Here is a 24421-nt window from a genome sequence, read left to right on the forward strand (position 1 = left end):
TAAACATTGAGAACCAACTGTAAAAGACATTACGGCTTCAAAAATCAGTTCTGCGTTAGTTTTTTTAATATTCAACTACAAAGTACTTAAGCTTAGCTTAGCCTCCTCAAACTCAGCAACCATCTCTTCCACAATCTCCTTTACTGATTTCACCTGATGAATCAATCCTGCAATCTGCCCAATTTCTAATTCGCCATCTTCTAAATCGCCTTCAAACATACCGCGTTTTGCTCTGGCTCTTCCTAATAATTCTTTAAGTTGCTCTGGTGTTGGTGCTGTTTTGTAGAGTTCTTGTAAGTCGTTATAAAATTTATTTTTAATCAATCTAACTGGTGCTAATTCTTTTAAAGTCAATTGGGTATCTCCTTCTTTGGCATCTACAACCACTTGCTTAAAGGCTTGGTGTGCAGAAGATTCTTCACTAGCCACAAATCGGCTACCAACTTGTACTCCATCGGCTCCCAAAACCATACACGCTAGCATGGCTTTTCCTGTGGCAATACCACCTGCCGCAATTAATGGAATTTGAAGTTGTTCTTTTACCATAGGAATCAAAGTTAAGGTCGTTGTTTCATCACGTCCATTGTGTCCTCCAGCTTCAAAACCTTCAGCAACGATAGCATCAACTCCTGCGTCTTGTGCTTTTAAGGCGAATTTTACACTACTCACCACATGTACAACCGTTATCCCTTTATCTTGTAACCATGTGGTCCAGGTCTTAGGATTTCCTGCTGATGTAAATACAATTTTTACGCCTTCTTCAACAATAATATCCATGATTTCGGTAATATTAGGATACAACATCGGTACGTTAACACCAAAGGGTTTATCGGTTGCTGCTTTGCATTTTTGAATGTGTTCACGCAGCACCTCAGGATACATAGAACCTGCGCCTATTAAACCTAAGATGCCTGAATTACTCGCGGCTGAAGCCAACCTCCAACCACTATTCCAAATCATGCCTGCTTGGATCATCGGATAGTCTATATTGAATAAAGATGTGATTCTATTTGTCATTTATTGTTTTATGAATTTGAAAGTTTTTGAATGGTTTTCAGTCGAAAGTGTCATGACATAAATTCCTGAATTAAGATCAGAAACATTTATAAGTTTTGAATTTTCCGTGACTATTTGGTTCAAGACGACCTGACCCATTTGATTGTAAATTGAAACTCGCAATTCATTTATAGTTGCAGGCATTTCAATATTTAAATGCGACGTTACAGGATTGGGATAAAAACTAAAGCTGTCTAAAGTCAATTTATCAACAGACAAGGCTAAAGCGCGTGCCAAATCTAAATCTGGAATGCCATAGCCTAATAAGTCATCAGGATTATTAAATTGTGAAGCCGATTGCCTTACCAATTGCATCACTTCGGTTGGTGATACCTCTGGAATAGCTTGCCATAATGAGGCAATACCTCCACAAACAATAGGTCCGCTAAATGACGTGCCATTATTTTGCGTAATTGTATTGCTCTCGCTCACTACAAAGGCAGTTCCGGCTCTTGCCACCACATCTGGCTTTTGATAACCCACTTGCGCTGCGCCACCTTGCGAACTGAAGGCTACATAATCTCCATTAGCATTAACTCCACCAATAGATAAGACGTCTGGTGAATCTGCAGGTGCTCCCACCGTTTGCCAATCTGTTGCACCAGCATTACCAGCACTGACGACCACTAAAATACCTTTTTCAACAGCAATAGAAGCTCCTTTAGAAATGAAGGCGACTTGTCCATTCATATCAGCTGGTGTGTAATTGTAACTCGCATTATCAAATACGCGATAACCTAAAGACGTATTAATCATGTCCACTCCTAAACTATCTGCACGTTCAGCCGCTTCAACCCAATAACTTTCTTCAATGGGATTTTCACTTCCCACATCTTCTGTTCTAAATACATAATAGGACGCGTCTGGTGCTGTACCTACATATTCATCTTGAACAAATCCTGCCATAGTACTCAACACACGTGTGCCATGACTGCTACCTGCAAAATCATAAACATTTGCTGTTCTGTCCACAAAATCATAACCTCCAAGCAAATCATTATTATCTCGCAAACGTTGAAATGCGCCCATGGTATTCACATTTGGAAAACCAGAATCCATTACTGCAATCGTAATACCTTCACCTGTAAAATCATCTAAATGCAAATTATCGACATTGATCATTTCAACTTGATTCTGCGTATCGCCATACGTGAAAGTCACAGCTTCATCTTCAGTATCTGTTTTATTTAAGTTCGAAGTGCTCCTCGATAACACATCTAAACTATTATTTGCAAAATCAATACTTTCCACAAAAGTCAAGTTCGTTAAAGCATTGATATCATTTTCAGTACCTCTAACATGCACTGCATTAAACCATTTCGATTTTGCTAAAACTGTGATGCCTGTTTGATTTTTTAAATCTGAAATATAAACTTCATTCACTGGCACATCGCGCTCATCTATAGTGATATTATGATTTTGCTTTCTATCAATGGCTTTTTGTGTGAGAATGGAAATTGGATTGGCTATGGCAGTCGCCACGTTTGGTTTGTCCGTAAAGTAAATCCATGCGTCTTCTTGGGCTTGGCTGTTTAAATAAAAACTTAAAAAGATGAATACAACGAACGTTTTTGCCATAGGGTTGTTTTTTGTTGTTTTTGAAATTTTAACTATCAATGTCTCCGAGACTTTTCGGGTTTTGAAAACCTGAAAGGTCTAAAAACCAAGTAACCGAGTACTCAATAACATATCTCAACTACTGCAATTTAAGAAATAACACCCAAACCTACCAAAAAAGAAAAAAGAAGTATTCTGAAATTTCTAATTATAGATTTTTTTAATTAAAATTTAAAATGAAGATGCTGCCAAGATCTTTCAGATTTTCAAAACCTGAAAGGTCTGTAATCATAAAAACTCAAAACACGATTTAAGAAATAACTCCCGAACCTACCAATTCGTCTTTTAAATACCAAGCTACAAACTGCCCTTCGGTAATGGCAGATTGTTTATTTTCAAATGCTACAAATAAGCCAGAAGCAACCTTATGAAGTGTGGCTTTTTCAAGCGTTTGTCTGTATCGTATTCTTGCCATAACTGACATCGTTTCATGTTCAGCTAATGCCAAGTCTTCTCGTACCCAATGCAATTCTTCGTTGGTAACAAATAACACATGTCTGTATAAACCAGGATGCTGTTTCCCTTGACCTGTATAAATAATGTTCTCCTTAACGTCTGTGTCAATAACAAATAAAGGCTCTATAGTACCACCAACTCCCAAACCTTTACGCTGTCCTTTAGTGAAATAATGTGCGCCTTGATGTTTACCTACGACCTTTCCATCTGTTAGCGTGTACACTGGTTTTTTAGCCAAAAATTCTAGTTCTTGTACTTTAGAATCGAATTGAGGAAGCGTTTGCTTATAAATGTTATGCGTATCTGCAATTTCAACAATCACTCCTTCTTTGGGTTTGAGTTGTTGTTGTAAAAATTCAGGCAATCGCACTTTGCCTATAAAACATAAGCCTTGGGAATCTTTCTTTTCGGCAGTAATTAAATTTTGAGCTTTGGCAATTTCCCTGACTTCAGGTTTTAATAATTCGCCAATAGGAAATAAAGCTTTTGCTAATTGCTTTTGGGATAGTTGACATAAAAAATAAGACTGATCTTTGTTGGGATCTGCTCCTGCTAATAACTGATGTATTTGTTTACCATCTTTTTCAATCGTGGCTTTACGACAGTAATGACCTGTAGCCACATAATCGGCACCCAATTCTAAAGCGATATCCATAAAGACATCGAACTTTATTTCGCGATTGCATAGCACATCAGGATTTGGAGTACGTCCTTTTTCGTATTCATTGAACATGTAATCAACGATACGCTCTTTATATTGAACGCTTAAATCGACAGTTTGAAAAGGAATACCCAACTTATCGGCTACCAAAATGGCATCGTTACTATCTTCTAGCCACGGACATTCGTCTGAAATCGTAACAGAATCGTCGTGCCAGTTTTTCATAAATAAGCCGATAACGTCATAGCCTTGCTCCTTTAAAAGGTAAGCTGTAACGCTTGAATCTACTCCTCCTGAAAGTCCTACAATTACTCGTTTCATAATGCATCCTGTAAAAACAGGCATTTCTTTATAGTTAATACATCTTCGTCTCAAATACCAAGGCAAAATTACAAAATAAAAAAGGCAATCTTATGTAGATTGCCATTCTGAAATACTATATACTTTATAGATTAAAACTATTCCTGTTTTGAAATTACTTCTTGTTTGGTATGGTCGATCTCTTTAGCGAGTTTACCTTGTTTATAATATTTCCAAATCCCTTTCTTTTGGCTTTTAATGTAATTCCCTTCGGATGTGATATTACCATTAGTATCATAGTTAGTCGTTTTACCTTCTAAATGATCGTCTTTATAATGTGTATGTCTTAGAACTGTTCCTTTTTTTGAAAACCATTTAGATTCGCCATCTAGTTTGCCGTTTTTATAGTTGGCACTTTCGGCTATAGTCCCATCTTTAAAGTAAACAAAACGTTCACCTTCTAATTGTCCTGCATCATTATAATGTTCCTCAATCATTTTAACGGTTGCGTTTTTATGATAATAAATCCATTGACCAATATAGCGCTTGCCATTCATTTGACCTTCACTAATTACTTTTTTAGTAGATGCTAAAAATGTAACCTTAGCAATACTATCGTTTTCATTAAACACCTTTAAAGCACTCAACACACTTTTACCAGAAGATAAGGTGTAATATTTAAACGTGTCGATTTCTTTACCATGTTTAAAAACACCTTGATACCGTTTTTGATTTGTGTTATGATAGTCTTTTGTCCATATACCGTGACGTTCACCGTTATTATCGAACTGATTAACCACGTTTTGAGCATTAAGACTTGTTAAACTTATTATAAAAATCAAAAGCAGATAAACTTTTTGTTGAGCCATCACGTATATTTGTTAAACAAACCACGAAGGTTTGCCATGTTGAACAATTAAAAACTCAAAAAAATGAAAATTATTTCAAAAAACTTCAAATTACTTGCAGTATTTCTATTGGTGATAGGTGTAACTGCATGCGGTGATGATGACGACAACAATGTAATTGGTATTCCATCAACAACCGTTGTGGATGTAGCAATTGCAAACGGATTTTCTTCGTTAGCTACAGCTTTAACTGTGACTGGCTTAGTAGATGACTTACAAGGTACAGGACCATTTACGGTTTTTGCTCCAACCAATGATGCATTTGACGATTTATTAGATGCTACTGGATTAGACTTAAATAATTTAACGACGGATCAAGAAGCATTAGTGAGAAACATTTTATTGAATCATGTTATTGTTGGTAGCACTATTACATCTGCTGATTTAGGAACATTAGGTTCTGGATATGTCAACACTATGGCTACAGGTCCAAATGCCGCTAACTTAAGTTTATATTTTAATACAGCAGATGGTGTCGTTTTAAACGGACAGTCTAATGTGGACTTAGAAAATGTTGATCTTGAAGCGACGAATGGTATTGTGCATGTTGTAAATGACGTGATTGCCTTACCTACAATTGCTTCTTTTGCAACTTCTAATGGTGCATTATCTAGTTTAGTTGCTGCGATACAATCCGCTGATAATTCAAACTTACCTGAAGGAACTTGGTTAGGAACAGTTTCAGGCACTGATAATACGACGTTAGCACCTTTTACAGTTTTTGCACCTACTAATGACGCTTTCGCGGCTTTATTATTAGAATTGGATCCTACGGGAAATACTGGTCTTGGAGATGTAGCACCTGCAACAGTTGACGCTATTTTAACTTATCACGTTGTAGCAGGAAGTAACGTACAATCCTCAGGTTTAGCTGCACTAAATGGCGTAATTCCAACTTTAGGCGGAGATTTAACTTTAGACGGAACAACTATTACAGATTCTAATGGTCGTGATAGTGCAATTTTAGCGCCACAAGGCTTAGTTAATATCCAAGCGATCAATGGTGTTGTTCATGCAATAGATACGGTAATTTTACCACCACAGTAAAAAAGAAAAGACGAGGAGTGATTACCTCTTTTTTATATTGATTGATTTAGTTAGTGAAAAGCTCAAACCTCTGGTTTGGGCTTTTCTTATTTAGTAACTCTCCCTAAATGACAACAACAAAACCATACTGCATTTATGTTATTTAGGTAGGAGTTCAACTAGGTCAAAACTATAATATTATTTGAGATTCAAAAGATACATAAGGCTTAGAGGTTTTAAAATCACTCTAGTTCGTCTTGCTATGCGTTTAATTAGATTATAGACTTCTTTGTTATTATAAAAAGGATCTCTTTCCTTCTAAAATACGATACTTCAAAGGTTCAAAAAGACCATGTAGAAACTAAAATAATCGTTTGAGTCGTATTTTAAGTGTATCTAGTTATTCATGCATCTTACATTGCATCTTGAATACAAAACCAATAACAAAAAAAAGAGCCTCAACATATTAATGCTGAGGCTATAATTATAGTATCTGCTTCTACACCCCTAAAGTCCCATCAAGGGGACAATCCTATAATTAAGCTTGGTTTATTTATATTCTTGATGTTTATAAGAGATAGAATTTATTCTTTTTAACAATTAATGAAAGTAGCTTCTGGCGACCTGTTTTTTTAAACGTTTTTGAACTTTTACAATTTATTTCAAATTTATTACACGCAAAAGTCATTGCATTTCACACTAAAACAAATTGTCTTATGGTGATTTGATAGATAACAAATGCCATGCGCATAGCACCATACAAAAACAGAACTTTAAATCTTGAACTCAAAACTTAAAACTCTCAACTCTGAATTCTGAACTCTAAACTCTGAACTCTGAACTTATAAACTACTTCTTCTTCCCTTTTGCTTGGGCTTGTTTTTGTGCTTCGGCTTGCTCCATCATTTCAGCCATTTTCTTTTGAAACTTGTTTTGTTTCTTAGGCTTTGTTTTACTGACTTCAATCTTCGCTAACACTTTTTCTTCATCGATGATGTAGTTTTTAATCACTAACATAATACCAATACTAATTAAGTTAGAAATAAAGTAATACAAACTTAGTCCTGAAGCGTAATTATTAAAGAATACCAACATCAGTAATGGTGAGAAGTAAATCATGTACTTCATCATCTTGGCCATATCTGGCATGCCTTCTTGCGTTGGTTGTGTTGCCATTTGCTGACCTGTCGTCATTTTCATGTAAAAGAAAATAGCTATTGCTGCCAATATTGGAAACAAACTCACATGGTCTCCGTACAATGGAATACTAAAACCATCTGGAAAATCATAAATTGAATCAAAAGAACTTAAATCATCCGCCCATAAAAATCCTTTCTGTCTAAGCTCAAAAGCTGTTGGAAAAAACATAAACAAGGCATAAAACACAGGGATTTGCATTAAACCAGGTAAACAACCACTCAACGGACTGGCACCTGCTCTACTTTGAATAGCCATTGTTTCTTGCTGCGCCTTCATTTTATTATCCTTGTACTTTGCTCTAACAGCATCTAATTCTGGTTTTAAGATTTTCATCTTAGCCTGAGATAAGAACTGCTTGTACTGTACAAATGACAATACGATTTTCACCAAAATAGTCATAACGATAATAGCAATACCATATGGTAAAAAGCCACTAAGCAAACCGAATAATGGTATAAAAATCATTTTATTAATCCAGCCAAAAATTCCCCAACCAAAAGGGATACTTTCTTCTAAACCTTTTTCATATTGCTTTAAGGTAGTGTTATCGGTTGGACCATAATAGAGTCCCAAATTTTTAGTTAGTTCTCCACCATTAAAAGCCAATGGCATTTTAGACGTGTACAACTTTGTAAATAACGTATCGATTTCTTCATCTTCTACTAAATCTTCAGAAGTTAGCGTTGCACTTTTAAACGGACTATCATTAGACACTAGAATAGAACTAAAGAAATGCTGTCTGTAAGATAACCACTCTACGTCGTTTGCTAATTCATCATCTTCACCAGCTTGCGATAATTTATCAACTTTACCGTCATCATACATATAGGTTAAACGTGTGTAGCGATTTTCGTAACTTATACTTTTTGAATGGCGAATACCTTTTTGTTTCCAATCGAGTTCAATAGGTTGCGACGTATTAAAAACACCACTTAGCCCTTGGGATTTGATTGAAAAATCGATCATGTAATCTTTCGGCTTCAACTCGTAGCGATATTCCAAAAATGCAGTTTCTGAAACTTTTAATTTCATAGAAACCACCGTGTTTTCACCACTTTTAGAAACACTTGGTTCAAAAGGAAAATCTTGTGTATTTAATGTTCTATTATCCGAGGTACCAAAAGTGATGTTAAACGCACTATTGTTATTCTTAACCATGTAAATCGGCACTGAATCATAATCGACAAAATTCCTCAATTTTACTTCGGCCAAGTGACCACCTTTGTTATTGAACTTCAACTCAAAAACATCAGTTTCAACCGTAGTTTGCTTGTCTGTCGCAGATGGTAAGGTTAAGGCATATGCAAAAGAACCCACTTTATTTTGAAGTGCCACTTTTTGGGTAGAATCTAAAGCCTGTGTATTGGTTGTAAAATCTTGAGATGTAGTCACCAAGGTTTCGTTCTGCTTACTGACTTTCTTTTCAGTTTCAACCTGCTCTTGTTCTGCTAGTTTTTGCGCCTCAAGCTCTTCTGGCGTTGGCTGATTTTGATACATGATATATAATAAAATACCAAAAATCAGCACAAAACCTATAATCGTGTTAACGTCAAATTTCTTTTCTTCCATTTTATTTTTCAATTATAGACCTGTAAGGTTTTTTGCTGAACTTGATTCAGTATTTCACCTGACAGGTCTCTAGTCGCATTTGAGAGAACTCAAATAGTTATCCAAAAATCAAATTGCGCCAAAGTGGCACAACTTTTTTTAATCTGTTCTTATTTTTTCTTTGTTTTATATTTTAAAGCCGCTGCCACAAATGCAATAAAAAGTGGATGCGGATTTTGAACTGTACTCTTATATTCAGGATGATACTGCACACCTACAAACCAATCATTTTCAGGGATTTCTACAATTTCCACTAAACCTGTTTCCGGATTTAACCCTGTGGCTTTCATACCTGCTTCGTCTAATTGTGCTTTGTAATCGTTGTTAAATTCAAAACGGTGTCTGTGTCTTTCGGTAATTGTTTCAGATTTATAGACCTTAAACGCCATACTATCTGGCTTAATATTACAGTCCCAAGTCCCTAAACGCATTGTGCCACCTTTATTAACGACATCTTTTTGAGATTCCATTAAGTTAATGACAGGATCTGGAGTTTGCTCATCCATTTCAACCGAATTAGCAGCCTTTAGGTTAAGTACATTTCTGGCATATTCAATCACTGCCATTTGCATCCCTAGACATATGCCTAAAAATGGAATATTCTGCTCGCGAACAAAACGCACGGCATCAATTTTACCTTCAATACCACGTTCACCAAAACCTGGTGCTACTAAAACACCATCTAAATGGCCCAATTTGAATTCTATATTTTTTTCTGATAAGTATTCGGAATGAATCGGTTCTACATTTACCTTAACTTCATTTTCTGCTCCTGCATGTATAAAGGCTTCGAGAATGGACTTGTAAGAATCTTGAAGTTCTACGTATTTCCCGATTAAACCAATAGTGACTTCACTTTTAGGGTTTTTGTGTCGCTTTAAAAATTCATTCCAACGTTTTAAATCTGGAACATCACTTTTTAGTTGTAGTTGATTTAATACGACTTTATCTAAACCTTCTTCGAGCATTAAATTCGGCACATCATAAATAGTAGAGGCATCGATAGATTCTATAACCGCTTCCTTTTTTACATTACAAAAACGCGCTAGTTTGGTTTTAATGCCATCGTTTAATTTGTGCTCTGTTCTGCACACCAAAACGTCGGCTTGCACTCCACTTTCCATTAAGGTTTTTACGCTGTGTTGGGTTGGCTTGGTTTTTAATTCGCCTGCAGCAGACAAGTACGGCACTAATGTTAGGTGAATGACACAGGTATTATGCTCGCCCAAATCCCACTCCAATTGCCTAACCGCTTCAATATAAGGCAAAGACTCAATATCACCAACCGTACCTCCAATTTCAGTAATGACAATATCATAATCGCCCGAGTTTCCTAAAATTTGAATTCTACGTTTAATTTCGTCTGTAATATGTGGAATAACTTGAACGGTTTTCCCTAAAAACTCACCACGACGTTCCATATCAATGACACTTTGGTAAATACGACCCGTAGTGACGTTATTAGCCTGAGAGGTTGGTACATTTAAAAAACGCTCGTAATGACCGAGATCTAAATCGGTCTCTGCACCATCATCCGTAACGTAACATTCGCCATGTTCGTAAGGATTTAAAGTTCCTGGATCGATGTTAATATAAGGATCTAATTTCTGGATGGTGGCTCTGTAACCTTGTGCTTGTAGGAGTTTCGCCAAAGATGCAGCGATAATGCCTTTTCCGAGAGAAGAAGACACGCCTCCAGTTACAAATATATATTTAGGGTTTGTGGTCATGATGCGCTGTTAAACGCATGCAAAATTACAAAATAAAACCAGTATTACGTGAATTGTTTATGCTTTGTTAATATGTTATTATTTCTATCCATTTTTATTAAAAAATAGCGATCTTAGTTGATGATACGCAAAGTGTTGTAAATGAAATTAAAATCTAAAGATGCGCTTAGCTTCCGTTTAAAAAAAGAAGGCCTTGAGTCGTGGGATGCACTGACTACTGCCATTAAAAACTTACCTTACGGTAGAAATACCAACCGAACTGATGTCTCTTTAGTTTTTAAAGAACAAAAAGGCACCTGCAGTTCTAAACACGCTTTTTTAAAACATGTGGCTGATTTAAATGGTTTTACCAACATTAAACTACTCCTTGGCATTTATAAAATGCACCACAAAAACACTCCCAACATCGGAAACGTACTTCTTGAAAACAACATCGATTTTCTGCCAGAAGCACATTGTTATTTATCTGTTGATGGTGAACGCTTAGATTATACATCACGTCATTCTGATTTTAATCGTATTAAAAATGAAATTCTTTTAGAACAGGAGATTGCACCTTTTCAAGTATCTGAATTTAAGGTTGATTTTCATAAGGAATTTATTCGAAATTGGATCGTAACTGATGCTATTCAGTTTAGTTTTGATGTGATTTGGGCGCTGCGAGAACAATGTATTGCCAACTTGACGGTTTGAAATTAAGAGATTCAAAAAATCACTTCTCAAAATCCCTACGAATCGTATAAATTAAGTCTTCTAGACCATTGATTTTGATATCGCACATTTGCGTCATCATATTGCCTAACTTCCCTTTTGGAAATCCTTTTTGTTGGTACCAAATGTAATAGGGTTCTGGAATATCAATAAGGTAGCTCCCTTTATATTTTCCGAAAGGCATTTTATAATGTGCTAACTCAATTAAAACGGTGCCGTCTAATTCCATAAGATTAATATACTATAGGTTTTACAAAGAAGAAGAAAAGGAAGAAGAGCAGAAAATCAATCAGTTTTTAAGAGCTAAACTTTTCTAAACTGAGAAGTTCTTTTTCAATAAAAGCTTCCCATTCCTTTTGCTTTTGAATGTTCATAGAATGCTTGGTTTGAGAATCGTATCGTCGCTGTGTTTCTTTAACCGCTTCATTAATGGAAGTATGTAATCTGTCCATTTGTGCTTTCACATTTTGGTTCACCTGAAGTTTGGTTAGTTGCTGTCTAAACGTACGTGCGTAAAGTTCCGTTATATCAAAATGCAACTGCTCGTGCCTAAGAATATGGTTGTTAGCCTTATCTTTTACGTACCAAGATTTGTTTGGGTAAAAATGTGATTCAACCGTTGTAGAAAAATCGATAATGCGATCTCCATCGGTTTTTACAGAATAACCGAAGGTAATGCCAGAAGCCGTTAAAGCTACTGCATCTGATTCTGCATCTGGTGTTCCCTTAAAATCTGCCCAAGTAAGTTTGCTTGTTTCTTTCCAAGACATGGTTTCTTCGTTAGATATATTTCCAACAAAAAGTAGTGTTAATAGTAGAAGTAAATTTTTCAATAGCGCTAATTTCAACTTAAAAGTAATATCTTTTTTTATACTTAGATATAAAATGGGATATAAGACCAAAAAACAACTTTAAATGACTCTTTTAAACCTACTCATTCGCATTTACGATTCTTAAATCATCAAACTTTACAACATAAACTGCTTGATTCATATAACCGCCAAATAGGTCTTTATTGTACCTGAATTTATTTTCAATGTACTCCGTTTCAATAGTATCTGAAGCGGCATCAAATAAAGTCTCTGCTGATGCCAAACGCATTAAAAGATCTAAAGTAATATCAAAGCCACGAGAAACATATTTACTTGGTGATACTCCGTATTCCTTTTTGTATGCATCTACAAAGCCTTTCGTTTTTGTTTCGTCAAAGTCTTTATTAATAGACGGATAATGAAATTGAAGGTTAGACAAATTATTATTGTCAATATCCTTGCCTTCAAACCCTCTGTTTTTATCTGTTGTTGCTAAAATAATTTCTGTTCTGTTGACCAACAAGCCATTTAACATGCTTACAACACTTGATATCATTGCATTGTTATTCGTTTCTAAAAACACATAGGATTTACCCGAAGAAAACAGATTTTGTAAATCGGCTTGATACACCACATAATCATCTTTGGTTTTGTTCTTTTTATTTTTTCTTGAAAATATAAGCTCCGAATCTGGAAAGGCTTTCTGTAACGCTTCACTTGAGGTGCGGTTCGCATGATCCGAAATAATCACCACTTTGGTTTTTAAACTATCTGCTTTTACAAAATCGATCATGGCTTTACGCAACAATTTATCTTCGGGAACAGTTTGAAAGACATTACTGTAAACCTGTCTCGGTTTGGTCATTGCAGCAAGAACAGGAATTCTGTCATTTTTTAAAGCTATAGCTACACGATCAAAACTTTTTTCTTCCATTGGACCTATAACCGCATCGTAATCTGAAAAATCATTTTCATCTAACAACTTTCCAGTCGTTGCCACATGATAGCGTGTATCTAAAACCTTAGCATCTGTAGAGATGCCTAATTGTTTTGCTGAATCTAAGGCCATCATAAAACCGATATGAAAATCTAACACTGCGGATAAGCGCTTGCTATTTTTGATTCTATCTTTAGCCTCTTCCACAGAATCCACATCAATTCTATGCAATTGATACGGCATCATTAAAGCTATTTTTTTAGTCTTAAAATTGGATAAACTCCTTTTTAAATTCGTGGTTTCAACCATTTTTAAACCTGAAATCGCGTTTGCTGTTTCTGGAACTTTAAGCACCATACCTGCTTTTAAACCAGAAGCTTTTAAATCTGGGTTAAGTTGCTCTAGCTGCTCTTGTGTTAAATTTAATTTCCCCTTTAAACTATAAAATGTTTCTTTTGGTAATACTTCATAAAATCCGAATGTTGGTGCTACAGTCTTTTCTTCTTGCGCTTTAATATTTGGCATATTAAGAATATCACCAGGCTGAATCACCTCGTTCATATTTGGGTTTAAAGCTTCTAACTCTGCTACTGTAATTCCGAATTTATAAGCAATTCCCCATTTCCCTTCTTTAGGTAAAACCGTATATTTTTTTACGGTATTGTTTAAGGTTTGTTTAGAGGTAACGATTCTGAATCTTGGAATTTTAATGCGATCTCCTTTTTTAAGATTTTCAGAATATAAAAAACGATTGGCTTTTTTTATGTCTTCTTCCGAAACGTTATACTTTTTAGATAAGCCATATAAGGTCTCTTTGCGTTTTACTTTATGATTCCTATAATCAATGAGTTCTTTTTTGTCTTGAACGATAGGCTCATTCTTGATTTTCGACTTCGGAATTATTAAAATTGTATTGGGTGAAAATTTACGCTTGGCATCAGGATTTAGTGCGTAAATATCGAAAGGTGTTACCAAATATTCTTTAGCAATACTCTCAATAGTTTCGCCTGATTTCACAGTATGTTCCACATAATTTTGTGCACTCAGCCCAATAGTAAAAGCAATTAAGATGATGGTTAAAATGTTTTTCATGTATTATTTTATTCTAATGATAGGCACTTCGCTTTTGCTCAGTAACCCATTTCACTTTTTACTCTTTAATTCCCACTTCATACTTCCCACTTCTTACTTTATACTTTGTACTTTGTACTTCATACGACCTTACTCCTTTCACTCCCATTCAATCGTGGCAGGTGGTTTAGAACTGATATCGTACACCACTCTATTCACACCTTTTACTTTATTTATAATTTCATTTGAGGTTTTTTGCAAAAACTCATATGGTAAATTTACCCAATCTGCCGTCATTCCGTCCGTACTTTCTACAGCACGTAAAGCTACGCATTTTTCGTAAGTACGCTCATCTCCCATTACGCCTACACTATTCACAGGCAATAACATAGCTCCTGCTTGCCATACTTTATCGTACAAATTCCAAGAACGTAGGTTATTGATAAAAATAGCATCGACCTCTTGTAATATACGCACTTTCTCTTCCGTTAGATCTCCTAAAATCCGAATGGCTAGTCCTGGACCAGGAAAAGGATGACGACCCAATAACTCTTTATCCATATTCATAGAAGCACCAACACGTCTTACCTCATCTTTAAATAACGCTCTTAATGGCTCTACAATTTTCAACTTCATATAATCTGGCAAACCACCAACATTATGATGACTCTTTATTGTAGCACTTGGTCCACCTGTTGCTGAAACACTTTCTATCACATCTGGATAAATGGTACCTTGTGCCAACCATTTCACATCTTTTATTAAATGTGCTTCATCATCAAAAACTTCAATAAAAGCGTTACCAATGGCTTTTCTTTTCAACTCAGGATCACTCAATCCTTTCAAAGCACCCAAAAAGCGTGCCGAAGCATCTACACCTTTAACGTTTAATCCCATGCCTTCGTATTGATGCAACACATCTTCGAACTCATTTTTTCGAAGTAAACCATTATTTACAAAAATGCAATACAGGTTTTTACCAATCGCTTTATGCAATAGCATCGCTGCCACAGAAGAATCTACACCACCTGACAAACCAAGAACAACTTTATCGTCACCGAGTTTTTCTTTTAGGTCTTCGACGGTTTCTTCTACAAACGCATTTGGTGTCCAATCTTGTTCCACCTGTGCAATTTTCACCAAGAAATTTTGTAGTAATTGATGACCATCAGTTGTGTGATAGACTTCAGGATGAAATTGAATGGCATACGTTTGTTCGCCTTCAATTTTATAGGCTGCGTTTTTTACGTCGCTTGTGCTGGCGAGTAAAACACCATGTGTTGGCAACTCTTTTATGGTATCACTATGGCTCATCCAAACTTGGCTGCCTTCGCGTATGTTTTCGAAAAAATCTTCATCTGCTTTTATGAAATCTAAATGCGCTCTTCCGTATTCTCTCGTGTTAGATTCTGCCACTTCGCCACCAGAAAAATGGGCTAAATATTGCGCTCCATAACATACTGCTAATAATGGTTTCTTGCCTCTAATACCATCTAAATCAGGATGAAGTACGGCTTCTCCACGAACAGAGTTTGGGCTACCAGATAAAACGACCGCTTTAAAACTATCGGAATCTGTTGGAATTTTATTGAATGGGTGAATTTCGCAATAGATGTTTAACTCTCTAACGCGACGCGCAATAAGCTGTGTGTATTGCGATCCGAAATCTAATATGAGGACTTTGTTGTGTTGCATGTGCAAAAATAGTAATTGATTTCAGATTAACGATTGACGATTTTAGATTTTTTGAATAGTTTTTAACATGAAGTTGAAGACGAAGATGAAGGTGAAGATGAAGGTGAAGTTGAATAGACTCGTTAAATTGGCAAGACTGCTATTTCTCGCTTAAAAAAATTTTATTCTTATTTTTTTAAATCTTATATTTATATCATTATGAAATACTTAGGTTTTTTAGCGCTATTTATGTTTTCAGTTGTTGTGAATGCACAAAACACAGCACTTATTGACAGTTTAAAACTTGAACTTAACACTAGAAAAACAGACGATTCCCTAAAGGTTAAAATTTTATCTCAACTGCATGAAAAACTCATGTTTTCACAACCTGAAGCAGCTAGGTCTTACGCTTTAGAAGAATTAAAAATTTCAAGAAAAATAGGTTATAAAAAAGGTATTGCTACTGGACACATGCACATTGGTGATTATTATGGCAACCGAAGTGAAAATGATTCGGCACTCTACTATTATTCCAAGGCCAAGCAATATTTCAAAGACATTAATAGCATTAGAGGCCTTATCTTCATCAACCACTCTTTAGCTGGTATTGAGGAAACTACTGGTAATTTGGATGAAGCCATCGCTATTGCTAAAGAAACACTACAACTTATTGAAGACCATGAAGAAGAAGGTGATTTAAAAACCAAATTTATTGGTGCACAACACAACGCGCTTGCTAACAGATATATTGAAAAAGGCAGCTATAGAATGGCACTGATTGAAGCACTTAAAGCCTTAGCATGCTTCGAGAAAATAAACCATCAATCTCGAAAAGCCGATGTTATCAAACAAATTGGTGATATTGAATCTGGTTTAGAAAATCACAAAAAGGCCATTACCTATTATAAACAAGCCATTGATATCTATACAACTTTAGATGAAAAAATGTATTTGGCTTACGCTTACAATTCTTTGGGCATTTCCTATCTGAATTTAAAAGATTATACCAATGCAAAAATATCTTATAACCTCGCTATTGAAAATTCTAGAGCGGTTGAAGATAAGTTGTCACTGACAAACGTGATGCACAATTTGGCTGAATTAGAACTAATTAATAAAAACTACGACCAAGCGAAAGTATTATTATTAGATGCTAAAGCACTAGCCGAAGAGCAACAACTACAATTAAGTTTAGCAAATGCGTTTGATGGCTTATCTAAAGTTGATTATGAATCTGATAACTTCCTTGGTGCTTTAAACAAAAATATGCGAGCCATAACACTTGCAAAATCCAATGGTGCCCTACCTCAATTGCAAAGTTTGTACAATTATCGGTCTAAGATTTTAGAAATGCTCAACCAAGATAAAGAGGCGATTAGTTATTTAAAAGCTTCTCAAAGCATCAAGGACAGTCTATTTTCTACTAAAAAATCACAACAAATAGAAGAGTTAAAAGCCATCTATGAAACCGAAAAAAAGGAACAACAAATCAAAAATCAAAAAAATGAAATTGAGCTTTTAAACATTAAAAGTGATGTTAATAATTTACAACGTTTACTTTTAGCTTTAGGATTGGTGCTCGCTCTAATTGCTGCTTATGCTTTTTACCAAAGGAATAAACGCAATAAATTAGACAAAGAAAAAGCAGAAGCCAACTTAGAATTTAAAACCAAAGAGCTTACCACGCACGCCTTGCATTTAGCAAAAAAGAATGAAGTGCTAAATGATTTAAAACAAAAAGCAGAAGCCTTAAAAGGCGATGTGAATTCAAATCGTGGTTACCAAACCCTTATACAGATGATTAATTTCGATTTACAAGACGATGATAACTGGGAAAATTTCAGTAAATACTTTGAAGAAGTCCACAAAGATTTTAGTACCAAAGCGCAACAACAATTTCCGAATATTACCACTAATGATTTGCGTTTAATGGCATTGATGAAGATGAACTTATCCTCTAAAGAGATTGCTAATATTCTCAATATTTCAAACGATGGCATAAAAAAAGCACGTTACCGACTTCGTAAGAAACTCAACCTAGAAACTAAAGATTCTTTACAAGAATTTATATTAACGTTGACTTAATTTTGAAGGTTAGTTTTAGTTTAGGCTTGTCTGTTTTGCTTGATAACCTAATACTGAGACCTTTTATTACAAATAAGTGTGCCAAAGGTTACTAAAAAAAGTAATTCAATTTGTTGAAAAACACCCCTAAAACACTCTCAAGGGGACAATCCTATAATTAAACTTTAGCGGTAGAAGAAGCATCCTTTAATCCAACACTCTAAACTGATGCACTCCAGAATCTGAAGTATTACCAGCAGCATCAGTTGTAACCACATTCCAAAAATAAATTGTACCAGAAGTTACAGCAACGGCCCATTGGTTTTCGGTAATGGCACTTGTGTTTATGCTTGGCGGATTATTGGTTCCGAAATAGACATCGTAAGCAACGATATCATTATCAACATCACTTCCTAACCATTCTAAAGTCACTGAATTTGTTGTAGCCAACGATTCTGCCATGGTTGGTGAAATGATTTCGGCAGGAAATGGTGCATACGTCTGCACTCCTTCGCCTGCATTATAAAAATTCCACTGTGCACTTTCTTTTATTTCATCTTGAAGATTATACGATACAAGCCATCTAAATGGTGTGGCTCGTGCTATAGTTACAGCAACTATAAAGTCTGTAGTTTCAAATTCCGATACTGCATTAGTGTTTAAATTTTCGATAGTCAAGGTGTATGTTTCGGCATTGTCATTGGGTTGCCATTCAAAGAAAACAGTACTTTCAGTTGGTGTCATATCTGTTCCTTCGTTACATAAAGCATCTTCTTGCGGAAATATCAATTGCACTCCAACAGGCTCATCTTGTGCGCCTCCACCGCCATTATTGCCATTGTCCGTGGTATCACTGCATCCGAACATCATAACGACGCAACATAATATGTAGCTTATTTTTTTCATTCTTTTATCATTTTATGAACGGATGACATCGACTTTGATTTTACGGAAATAAGATACATGCCTGCTGCTAATGGACTCGTATCTACTTCCATCACACGTCCATGATTATTTATAGTTTTGGATAAAACCAATGGCCCAAAAACGGAATAAATTTCTAACTCAACCGCTTCTGCTTCGCTACCGTTGTAAATATGTATCTGGTTACGAAAAGGATTTGGGTACACTAAAAAATCATCTGACAGTAGTATCTTTTCTTCATAAATACCTTGACATTCTAAATCTGTACTGACTTTTAAAGTATTCAGTCCCTGTTGCAATGGTAATGTCATCGTTGAATTATGCGTTGTTAATGTGTCTCCATTAAATTCAATATGATAAATAGTGCTTCCTGCTAAATCTAAATTGAGGTCGTTGCCTAATGCAGGTCGGCTTGCAAATACAAGCAATGGGTCGGGTTGGGTAATAACAACCGTATAACAAATTTCGTAATCTGGCCATTCTTCTATCGTAATGCACATGCGATAGGTGTCTGCTAATAGGTTGAAAATATCGACATCATTTGTAAAATTGTATTCTTGATAAAACACCTCACCAGTACTTTCCATAATAATGGTGCCTGTTAACGTTGCTGTATAGCTATAAATTTCTTGAGCTGTAATGGTGATTTTACCATTATTACTATTTAAACAGGTTTCGCCTGTAATTAAAACCGTAAAATTATCATTTGGTAAATTAACAGTGGCGCAACCATTAAAATCTACAACAGCTCCAAAATCGGTATTTGGACAAAGGTCGTCCTCGTTTGGCACGCCATCGTTATCCACATCGTCGCAGATAACTTGATACGTTGCTGAATCGTCTTTAAGCCAATTATCGAAAATACCCTCTGTATTTGAAATGACAGCCACTGGGTCGTCTACCAAAATACAGCCTAAATCAGGATTATTTGTAGCGTTAAACACTTGTAAGTTTTCATTATTTCCATTTTGAATATTGAGTTGGTCTGCAATTAACAGATTCGACTGACAAAACAATAATCTTAGATTTGGGTTTTGAGTGACATTTAAACTGCTCAACTGATTTGCCGCACAGTTTAAATCTTCTAAATCTGGCAACATGGCTACCTCTAAATTTGTTAATAGATTGTTTGAAACATCTATATCTGACAGCAACAGATTCGCTTCAAAATTGAGTGCTACAAACTCATTATTAGATACATCCAAGTTCACTAAATTGCTTAGTAGCGATAGGTCTAAATTTAAAAGTAAATTACCTGAAGCATCCAAATTCACCAATAATAAATTCGCACTTAAATCTACTGCTGTAATGGTATTGTCTTCAAAATTAAGATTGGTTAAGTTGATGAAATCTTCAATACCTGTGAGGTCTGAAATTTCGCGTGCATTAAGATTTAAAAAAGTAACATCCTCTATATTTTCGGTAAATACATAATCGTCTAAAGGGCCAGCATCATAACCAAAATCAATTAAGGCTTGTTCAAAATTATCGTCTGGTACAAAGGTTTGTCCGAAAAAACAATCAATTGCAAATTGTGCCGTTACATCGATTGTCCATGTGGCATTTGAAGGTACTGTTCCGTTGTCAGTTTCTACACATAATAAATCAGGATTACTTACAGCATTCAAATTCGTTAAAATGGCATTTTGTCCGTTTTTAATGTTGAGCGTTTCCAATGCATTAAATTGGCAACTGATACTGGTTAGAAACTGATTTTGCTGAAAATCGAGCGAAACAATAGCATTATTATCGCTATTAAACACTTGAAGTGCTGGCACATCGCTTGGTAAAAAACTGGTAAATGTGTTTTCTGAAATGTTTAAGTCCGACAGGTTGGTCGTTGTACTAAAATCGAGACTACTTATGGTGTTATTGGAACAATCAAGACGTTCTAAAAACGTGTGAGTTGCAAGGTCTAAATCAGTTAATAGATTATTGGAACAATCTAAAATTACGAGATTGGTATTTTTGCTAATATCTATTGTATTCAGAAGGTTATTAGATACATTTAAATTTGTTAATGCGGTAAAATCTTCAATTCCTGTTAAGTCTGCTATGGCACTACCACTCACATCCAAATTGGTTAAAACTTCAATCGTTGCGGTAAGTACATAATCGTTGAGTGGCCCAACGTCGTAACCTAAATCTATTAAGGCTTGTTCAAAATTATCATCTGGTACGAAGGTTTCTCCAAAGTTACAATCCTCGTTATAATCGGTAGCCTCATCTTTAATCCAACTGGTACCAACTGTATTGACATCATCTACTTGAATACACTCTAAATTTGGATTTCCGGTAGCATTAAAATTGGCAATCTGTGTATTGATACCGTTTTGAATATTTACAAAACTCAACAAATTGTTAGACAGATTTATGGCAATCGTTTCTGGACAAAATTCGGTTTGATTCTGTTGAAAAACACAAGCAGCAAGAGCCATTGTGGTTAAATCTAAATCGCCTTCGAGTTGGTTGTTACTGACATTAATTTGTTTTAAGGTTCCTAAATTAGGGTTCAAAATTAAACTCGACAATTGATTTGAGCTCACATTAACTTCGATGAGATTAGCATTATTACTAACATCTAAAATGGTTAGTTGGTTATTTGAAGTTGCCAGAAATTCAAGGACTGCATTTGAATTTAAATCGAGTTCCGTAAGGTTATTAAAATCAACATTCAATCGTTCTAAAACAGTATTTGCAGCTACATCGAGTTGTGCTAAATTATTTTGAGATGCCAAAACAGCTACCAAATTAGCGTTGTTGGAAAGGTCGATGTTTATAAGTTCATTATTGGAAACCGATAGCGTACTTAAATTACTATTAGAGGTCACATTAAGTTGCGTAAGATCATTGGCTGAAGCGTTTAAATTCGTTAAGGCTTCATAATTGGCAACCAATAAATTTGGAAGGTCGTTATTGGCGCAACTTAAATGCGTTAACGTCGTATTATTCGTAGCTAGAGTTATGACCTCCGTAAGTTGATTACTATCGCTATTAACCGTTTCTAAACTTGGATTACTGCTGATGTCTAAACTCATTAAACCATTATTAGAACAGTTGAGTATTCTTAAAAAGGCATTGTTATTGATGGTTAATTCAGACAAATTATTATCTGCACAATCCAACACTTCGAGGTTTGTGTTTTGCGACGTATCGAGATTATTCAAATTATTATTAGCACAGAATAATGCTTTTAAGGCCGTTGTACCTGTGGTATTCAATAACCCATTGGCATCATTAATATCATTAGTCATTAAAAAATTAGAACTGCAATTCAGCCGTTCTAAAAACGCCATGTTACTAACATCTAGGGTTTCTAAATAATTGCCACTACAATCGAGTTCTATTAAGGATTTAAAATCTTGAATTCCTGTTAAGTCTGAAATGCCTTCGTTGTTGACATTTAAATTGAGAATATGTTCAATATTAGCGGTTAATACTTGGTTATCGATGACGTCATCGTAACCTAAATCAATCAAAGCTTGTTCAAAAAAAGCATCTGGTATGGCTGTAAAACGCGTATTCTCACAATCGCCATTATAATTTGCGACCTCATCCTTTTGCCAAGCTGCAGGAGTATTTCCAACAATGGCATCGTCTATGTTAATACAGAATAAATTCGGATTATTTGTAGCATCAAAAAACGTTAATAAATTGTTGTTTCCATTTTCGATATTAAGCGTTAATAAGGCATTTGTATGACAACGTAAGGTCGTTAAAGCTGTGTTAGCAGTGAGGTCTAAATTGGTGATCTCGTTGTTTGACATGTCTAAAATTTGTAAAGCCAAATTGAAACTAAAATCTACACTGGTGAGATTATTATTAGAACCATTTAAATTTTGTAAAGCCGTAAAATCTTCAATTCCTGTGAAATCTGAAATGCCAAGACCTGAAATATCTAGAGTTAGAAGCGCATTAATATCTGCAGTTGGCACAAAATTATTAAGCGTATTGTCTGAATCAATACCGAAATCAATTAAGGCTTGTTCAAAATTATCATCGGGAATATAAGTGCCACAGGTGACGTTGTAATCAGCAATATTATCTTTTTGCCAACCAGCCGCTGCATTTGAAAAAGCCACATCATCGACTTGAATACAAAATAAATTGGTATTATTAGTAGCGTTAAACGTGGTCATTAAATTATTTGAACCATTATTACTGTTTAATGCAAACAAATTATTATTGTTAGATAACAAGCTTACTAACCATGTGTTATTAGTAATATCCAAACTTTCAAGACCATTAAAAGAGGTATCTAAATCGGTTAATTGAACATTACTTGTAACGTCTAAAGCGGTTAATGTATTGTTAGAACAATTGAGTTGTATTAAGCTGGTATTGTTACTTAAATCAATCGTCTCTAAAAAATTACTAGCACAGTAAAAAGTGGTTAGCGCTGTGTTTTCCGAAACGTCTAATGTGGTTAAATCGTTATTTGTAATATCGATTTGCTGCAAGGCTGTATTTTCTCTAAGGTCTAAATCTGAAATACTATTGGTGCTGCAATCTAAATTTTCTAAAGCTAAAAAATCTTCGATTCCGACGAGGCTAGAAATGCCAGCATTGGAAACATTTAAATCCGTCAACATATTAATATTGGCTGTGAGCACCAAATTATCCAAAATAGTGTCAATGCCTAAGTTGATCAGGGCTTGTTCAAAATTATCATCAGGTACATAGGTGTAAATATCAACACAAGCATTTTCGCTGTAGTAAGTCCAATCATCTTTGAGCCATGTTGTTGGAGTAAAGCCAGCATCAATCTGAATGCAGAATAAATCTGGGTTTTCAGTGGCATTTAATGATGAAAATAAATCGTTAAAACCGTTGGTTACGACTAAAGATGTGAGTTGATTTCTAGACACATTAACAGAACCCAAACCTTGACAAACCGTCACTGGGTCTGTTTGTGGGTCTGGACACAATACTGAATTAACAGTGGTTAAATCTAAAGTGGTTAGAGCATTGTTAGACGCGTCGATGTTTTTCAAAACCGTATTTGCGGCTAAGTTTAAAGTTGTAATTTGGTTTGATGCACAAAACAAACTTTCTAGATTCGGATTGTTGTTCAGTACTAACTCACCTGTAATTCTGTTATTAGAAACACTTAATAAGGCTAAATCTGGGTGATTTGAAACGTCGATAGCAGTTAACTGATTGCCTGAAGCTGTTAAGTTTTTCAATAATAAATTATTGGAAATATCTAAATTTTGAATTTGGTTATCAGCACAATTTAAGGTTTCTAAATTGGCATTGTTACTAAGGTCTAAAGCTGCAAGACTATTAGAACCGCAGAGTAATGACACAACATTTATATTACTGGTAATGTTTAATGATTCTATGTTATTATCACTACAAAATAGGTTTTCGAGGGCTAAAAAATCTTCAATTCCTGTAAGATCTGAAATACCTAAACCACTAACATCCAAAAGTAATACGTCGGTTATGTTTTCGGTTAGCACCAAACTATTGTTAGCAATACCATCTCCCATACTAGCTGCATCTCCAACAGTCACTACTGCTCCATCTGCCGAGTGTGTTTCTAAATAATTTTCAAAATTGGCATCTGGAATTATAGTGGTCTGCCCTTCTAAAAAGCACATTGAAAATAGAAATAGTACTACTGATAATAAAACTTTATTAGCCATTGGTATTCAGTTTAA

The 24421-nt window shown here is 35.2% G+C and carries 15 protein-coding genes; 3 read left to right on the forward strand and 12 right to left on the reverse strand.

Annotation, left to right across the window (positions count from 1 at the left end; genetic code table 11):
• Positions 1–75: 75 nt before the first annotated feature.
• From AB8B52_RS09735 to AB8B52_RS09750, 4 genes are all read right to left on the reverse strand, one after another.
• Positions 76–1017 carry an NAD(P)H-dependent flavin oxidoreductase gene (locus AB8B52_RS09735; protein ID WP_406027559.1) on the reverse strand — a complete coding sequence of 314 codons (942 nt, stop codon included), beginning with the start codon at positions 1015–1017 and terminating at the stop codon, positions 76–78.
• Positions 1018–2634 (reverse strand): S8 family serine peptidase, encoded by a 1617-nt coding sequence (locus tag AB8B52_RS09740; protein ID WP_406027561.1) that lies wholly within the window; start codon positions 2632–2634, stop codon positions 1018–1020.
• Between the two features lie 289 nt (positions 2635–2923).
• The gene (gene mnmA / locus AB8B52_RS09745; protein ID WP_406027563.1) at positions 2924–4111 is read right to left on the reverse strand and encodes a tRNA 2-thiouridine(34) synthase MnmA; all 1188 of its coding nucleotides are present in this window, start codon (positions 4109–4111) and stop codon (positions 2924–2926) included.
• Positions 4112–4248: 137 nt separating this feature from the next.
• Entirely contained in the window at positions 4249–4932 is a 684-nt protein-coding gene (locus AB8B52_RS09750) for a toxin-antitoxin system YwqK family antitoxin (protein WP_406027564.1), read from the reverse strand.
• A 90-nt stretch (positions 4933–5022) separates the two neighbouring features.
• Between AB8B52_RS09750 and AB8B52_RS09755 the strand changes: the two genes are divergently transcribed.
• Positions 5023–6045, forward strand: coding sequence for a fasciclin domain-containing protein (locus tag AB8B52_RS09755; protein WP_406027566.1), 1023 nt, complete (start codon positions 5023–5025; stop codon positions 6043–6045).
• A gap of 828 nt (positions 6046–6873) precedes the next feature.
• On the opposite strand, the gene yidC is transcribed toward AB8B52_RS09755, so the two are convergent.
• On the reverse strand, positions 6874–8793 hold the full coding sequence (yidC, locus tag AB8B52_RS09760) for a membrane protein insertase YidC (RefSeq protein ID WP_406027568.1): 1920 nt from the start codon (positions 8791–8793) through the stop codon (positions 6874–6876).
• Positions 8794–8942: 149 nt separating this feature from the next.
• Positions 8943–10562: a CTP synthase gene (locus tag AB8B52_RS09765; protein WP_406027570.1), complete on the reverse strand. Its 1620-nt coding sequence runs from the start codon at positions 10560–10562 to the stop codon at positions 8943–8945.
• 141 nt (positions 10563–10703) lie between these two features.
• On the opposite strand from AB8B52_RS09765, the gene AB8B52_RS09770 reads away from it, so the two are divergent.
• Positions 10704–11255 carry a hypothetical protein gene (locus tag AB8B52_RS09770; RefSeq protein WP_406027572.1) on the forward strand — a complete coding sequence of 184 codons (552 nt, stop codon included), beginning with the start codon at positions 10704–10706 and terminating at the stop codon, positions 11253–11255.
• A 19-nt stretch (positions 11256–11274) separates the two neighbouring features.
• Here AB8B52_RS09770 and AB8B52_RS09775 read toward each other — a convergent pair whose 3' ends face one another.
• The 4 genes from AB8B52_RS09775 to guaA form a co-directional block, all read right to left on the reverse strand.
• Positions 11275–11502 carry a DUF3820 family protein gene (locus AB8B52_RS09775; protein WP_406027573.1) on the reverse strand — a complete coding sequence of 76 codons (228 nt, stop codon included), beginning with the start codon at positions 11500–11502 and terminating at the stop codon, positions 11275–11277.
• Positions 11503–11569: 67 nt separating this feature from the next.
• Complete coding sequence (locus tag AB8B52_RS09780) at positions 11570–12106, reverse strand: DUF922 domain-containing protein (protein ID WP_406027575.1); 537 nt, start codon at positions 12104–12106, stop codon at positions 11570–11572.
• A 97-nt stretch (positions 12107–12203) separates the two neighbouring features.
• The gene (locus AB8B52_RS09785) at positions 12204–14114 is read right to left on the reverse strand and encodes a LysM peptidoglycan-binding domain-containing protein (RefSeq protein ID WP_406027577.1); all 1911 of its coding nucleotides are present in this window, start codon (positions 14112–14114) and stop codon (positions 12204–12206) included.
• A 138-nt stretch (positions 14115–14252) separates the two neighbouring features.
• Positions 14253–15788 carry a glutamine-hydrolyzing GMP synthase gene (guaA, locus tag AB8B52_RS09790; RefSeq protein WP_406027579.1) on the reverse strand — a complete coding sequence of 512 codons (1536 nt, stop codon included), beginning with the start codon at positions 15786–15788 and terminating at the stop codon, positions 14253–14255.
• Positions 15789–15986: 198 nt separating this feature from the next.
• Here guaA and AB8B52_RS09795 point away from each other — a divergent pair, with 198 nt between their 5' ends.
• Positions 15987–17852, forward strand: coding sequence for a hypothetical protein (locus AB8B52_RS09795; protein WP_406027581.1), 1866 nt, complete (start codon positions 15987–15989; stop codon positions 17850–17852).
• Between the two features lie 186 nt (positions 17853–18038).
• Here the strand turns inward: AB8B52_RS09795 and AB8B52_RS09800 are convergent, their stop codons facing one another.
• On the reverse strand, positions 18039–18737 hold the full coding sequence (locus AB8B52_RS09800) for a hypothetical protein (protein WP_406027583.1): 699 nt from the start codon (positions 18735–18737) through the stop codon (positions 18039–18041).
• The gene (locus tag AB8B52_RS09805) at positions 18734–24406 is read right to left on the reverse strand and encodes a T9SS type A sorting domain-containing protein (protein WP_406027585.1); all 5673 of its coding nucleotides are present in this window, start codon (positions 24404–24406) and stop codon (positions 18734–18736) included. Before AB8B52_RS09805 ends, AB8B52_RS09800 begins: the two co-directional genes overlap by 4 nt.
• Positions 24407–24421: the final 15 nt, after the last annotated feature.

The sequence above is a fragment of the Winogradskyella sp. genome, assembly GCF_045105575.1.
Lineage (GTDB): Bacteria > Bacteroidota > Bacteroidia > Flavobacteriales > Flavobacteriaceae > Winogradskyella.